Source organism: Streptomyces sp. TAA486, assembly GCF_000426165.1.
Genome location: NZ_AUEV01000027.1, coordinates 1 through 4482, shown reverse-complemented (window position 1 = coordinate 4482; position 4482 = coordinate 1). Strand labels below are relative to the sequence as shown.

Below are 4482 nucleotides of genomic sequence, written 5' to 3'. Positions count from 1 at the left end.
CCCCCATCCCCAATCTGGGCGTATCCCCGTACCAGTCCGGGCCGTTGGCGGTGCTGGACGGTGACGGGACCGCCTACGGCATCGACGGCCTCGTGCTGGACTGCCCGGCCACCACCCTCCCGGAGCTGGTGGAGTGGACCCTGGCCGAGTCCCACCTGGGCGCCCCGCGGCTGCACCGAAACGGCCGCGACGCCGACCCGCTGATCGTCCTCACCGCGCCTGCCGTATCCCGCTTCGGACTGCCGGAGCGCCTGGAGGGATTCACCCAGCGCCGCGCCCTGCGCCTGGAAGAGGACCACCCCATCGTCCAGCAGATCACCCGCGCCAACTGGCAGCTCACCCGCCGCGGATTCGGCCCCTGGCCCCGCATCTACCGCCCCGCCCACGGCAACCGCCGCCAGTGCGTGCAACTCGCCGTCCTGCCCTGGGGCGCACTCGATGCCCGCAGCTGGCCCGGCACCGACCAGCTACCGCCGCCCGAACTCGCCCGCGTCCTGGGCACCTACGCCACCCGCGTCCTCACCCCCCGCGGCTCGGCCGCCGTGTGCGGCCTGGAACTCATGACCGCGCTGCGCCCACCCACCCGCGCCGTACAAGACGAAACCGGCACCTGGGTACCCGGCCACAACCCCGGATCCTTGGGCACCCACCCCGTCGACCCCGCACCACCCGAAGCACCCCGCGAACACCCCGCCGCACACGAGAGGGACGCCAGCGCCCTGGACGAAGAGGCCTACCAATGGGTCCGCGACCCCGGCCTCCTCACCGACGAGGAGTGCCTGCTGCCCTTCGCCGTCGGACTGGATGTGAACACCGCCTTCCTCGCCGCCGCCGCCCGCCTCGTCGTCGGACTGGGCCCCCCCGAACACGTGCAACACCCAGCATTCGACAAGAAGATCCCCGGCAGCTGGCTGGCCGACCTCTCCCACATCGACCACGACCCCCGCCTCCCCTCACCCTTCACACCCACCGGGCAACGCCCCACCGAACCCGCCTGGTACGAGACCCGCACCCTCGCCTACGCCCAGGAACTCGGCCACAACATCCAGCCCCTCGAGGCGTATCTGCGGCGGGAAAGCGGCGCCTACCTCGACCCGTGGCACGAGCGCCTCAAAACCGCCTACCTCGACACCCTTGCCGACCTCGGCGTCACCAAGGACCTGGACGAACACCAGTTCCTCCAAGCCATGCAGCAGCACAAAGACGCCGATCCGGGCCTTGCCGCAGTCCTCGCCGCGGTCAAAGCCACCGTCAAAGGCGGCATCGGGAAACTCCGCGAACGCCCCCAAGGCCGCCACTACCGCGACGGCGAACGCTGGCCGGCACTGGAACGCCCCACCTGGCGCCCCGACATCCGGGCCGCCGTCATCGCCAAAGCCCGGGTGAACATGCACCGCAAGATGCTCAAGACCGCACAAGCCACCGGCCTGTACCCACTCGCCGTACTCTCCGACTGCGTCGTCTACCCCTCCCCAGGCAGCTCACCGCTGGACTTCCTGCCCTACAGCACCAGCGGCAAGCCACTGCCCGGCACCTTCCGCATCGGCCCAACCCCCGGACTGTGCAAGATCGAAGGCGTGCAGCAGATGGCCTGGGCGGTCGACCTGATGGAACAAGGCTTCAACCCGGCCCGGCACATCAAGGGCGACGGCCACGACGCAACATTCGACGAGGGGGAGTAGGACGTGGGAGACATCGACGAGGCCCTCGACCGCGCCGGCAGCGAACACTTCACACGGCAGCCCCCCAAAACCCTCAAGGGCAAGATCAGCTACCTGCTCAAACAGCTGAAGACCGCACGAGCCGTCGCGGCCGAGCTCGGCATCACCGCCGACTCCGTCAACCGCTACCGCCGCGGCGCCCGCCGCAACCCACCCCCACACATCGCAACCCGCATCGACACCGCCGTACGCACCCGCTGGCAACCCCAAGTCCGCAGGCGCCAGCAAAAACAAGCCGCCACCAGCACCGGCATCACCATCGAAACCCGCGCCCAGTTCGGCTACACCGCACCCATCGGCACCACCGACGACGGCCGCTTCCGCCGCCTGACCGTCCACCTCCCCCCCCAGTACGCACGCCGCCTCTTCGACGCCCGCAACCAAGGCGCCACCGACCAGCAGATGCGCGACATCGTCGCCGAAGGCCTCCAGGAGACCTACTTCAAAGACGGCGGCCGCCGCGCCCAAGACCTCGAAGTCGCCCTCAACCACATCGAATACTTCGACGTCTCCTACTGAACCCCACCCACCCGGCCACGCCCACTTTCCTCAAACCACGCCCACCTAGGGCCAGTTGAGACCGAGCTCAGCAAGCCGAGCCAGCTGCTCCTCACCGAGCGCCGCGCGCCGGGCCCTGGTATTGGACAGCCACACCCCCAGCCGCACCTCCCCGCCATCCGGGAGCACCTCCACGTGACTCCGAGAGACCGTCAAAGAACCGGTACGGACCCGGTACTGCCGCAGAGCCGCAAGGCCCCGCTCGAACGCGCCGGAGCGCCCCGCACGAACCTCCCCGCCGGTCTGCTCCGACGCAGCCAACGGCGAGACACCGAGCCGCTCAAGGCGCTCGCGCTGCCCCTCCAACAGACCACGCCACGTGGCGGGTTGACGTTGCCTCGCCAGCCACCTGCCGATATCCATGCCATGCACGGTCACCCCCGGAAGAACCTCCCCCTGACCAGCCTCCTCGCCACGCAGCAGCTCGCGCAGCCCGGCGCAATGCCGCTGCCACACGGCCGGCCACTCCGGATTCCAGTCCTCATCGACCGCGGCAAGAGCGGCCGCACGCCGCGGATGCCCGTCGAGGACCCCCGGCCGACGGAGGTTGGACAACCACTGCCCGACGGGCCGGCCCAACGCCGTGGCCGTCCGCGGCGCGCACAACGTCCAATGCTGCTCGTAATACGCCCGAGCCGCCGCAAGGTTGACCTCGAACCCGGCATCGGCCGCATCCCAGACCATGCCCAAATCTTCCAACCGCTGCGCCCGCTGCCCGCCCATCTGCCCGGCCTGAAACGCCCGCCGCTGCTCAGCGACCCACTGCCCCAGCGGATACGCGCCCTCACGATGGTCGTACGGAACCAGAGCCTGCCCCTCCCGCTCCACGAACCGCTGCAGAGCACTCCAACCGCGCGCCCAGTCCTGCCGCTCGGTATCGATGACATTGAAAGACACCCACCGAGCAACCATCACCGGATCCCTCGGAGCGGCGAAACGCAACAGCAGCCGGGACTCCTCCGCACCTTCCGCCGGCGCCACGCCGATATCCGCAGACGACTGAACAAAGCTCCTCTGCGGCTCCTGAGGAACCGCCAGCAATTCCACCGCCTCCTCATCATGCGCCCGAAGCCCCTGAAGCACCTTCACCAAAGGCCAGTACGACCCCGACGTGAACATGTCCTCCGGCCGCTCACCCCCCGGGAGAAAAACCGGCACGATCAGCGAAGCGAGCTTGCCCTGCCCAGGCCTCTGCCGCAGCGCCCGCCCAATAGCCTGCACGATCTCGTGCGGCGACCCCTTGGAATCCAGCAGCGCCACGCAGTCCACCGCCCGGATATCCACCCCCTCACCCAGGACACGGCAGTTGGACAACACCGCCCGCCGCCCAGTGCCCGCGAAGCCACCCAGCACCTCCCACCGCCGCTGCGAAGAGTGCTCGCCACACAGCCAGTCCGCCCAGATCCGATCCGGGTACACCTCCGGAACGCCCGCGTGGAGCTTCGCCGCCACGCGCCCCAGCCCCTCCGCACAGGCCTGGGCCTCGATGGTGCGGTGATGAAACGTGATACACGTCTGCAAGCCGTGCTCGGCCATCGTGCGCAGCAGCCCAGCCTGCAAAGCCCCAAGCCGCTGCCCACGGATCTCCTCCCCACGCCGCTCCTGGCTCATCAGCCGCTCCGGCGTGACGACCGGGTCGGTCAGCTCCATCACGATGATCTGGTACCGGGCGAGCAGACCCCGGGAAACCGCCGAGGCAAGACTCAGCTTGTACAGCAGCGGCCCGAACAGCTTCTCGTCATCCATCGAAGCCGCCATCCCCTCCGGCAGCAGGCCGCGGACCCCTTCGCCGCCTTCCCCCCGCTCCTGCCAGATCCGCGGCGTCGCCGTCATGTACAGACGCCGCGCCGCCGGAATCACCTCCTGCCGATGAACGTCCGCCCAGGCCTTTCCCAGCGACCCGGCAGTGCGGTGGGCTTCATCGACGACCACCAGGTCCATCGGCGCCAACTGCTGCCCGAATGCGCCTTCGAAAGCCTCCGCCAGTACGCCGAGGGACGCGTAGGTGGCGTAGAGGGTCACCGGCCCCGTCCCGTGCCACAGCGCCAACCGCACCGGATTCGTCGTCACCCGTACCTGCAGACTCCGCAGCTCCGAGTCCTCCTGGCGCGAGCACACGGCGACCGCCGGCCCTGCGTGTCCTGCCTCCCGCCAGGCGCGGATGGTCTGGGTGAGCAGGTCCAGCGTCGGCACAAGCACCAGT

3 protein-coding genes are annotated in these 4482 nt (G+C 69.4%); 2 read left to right on the top strand and 1 reads right to left on the bottom strand.

The features are described from left to right. Together tap and tpg are read left to right on the top strand one after the other, a co-directional pair. Positions 1-1682 (top strand): telomere-associated protein Tap (gene tap, locus I004_RS0127725; protein ID WP_037978162.1); only part of this gene is annotated, 1682 nt, incomplete at its 5' end. Positions 1683-1685: 3 nt separating this feature from the next. Next, the gene (gene tpg, locus I004_RS0127720; protein WP_028438154.1) at positions 1686-2240 is read left to right on the top strand and encodes a telomere-protecting terminal protein Tpg; all 555 of its coding nucleotides are present in this window, start codon (positions 1686-1688) and stop codon (positions 2238-2240) included. A gap of 45 nt (positions 2241-2285) precedes the next feature. Here tpg and I004_RS0127715 read toward each other — a convergent pair. Then, the coding region (locus I004_RS0127715) for a Helicase associated domain protein (RefSeq protein ID WP_028438153.1) at positions 2286-4482 on the bottom strand (2197 nt) is incomplete at its 5' end.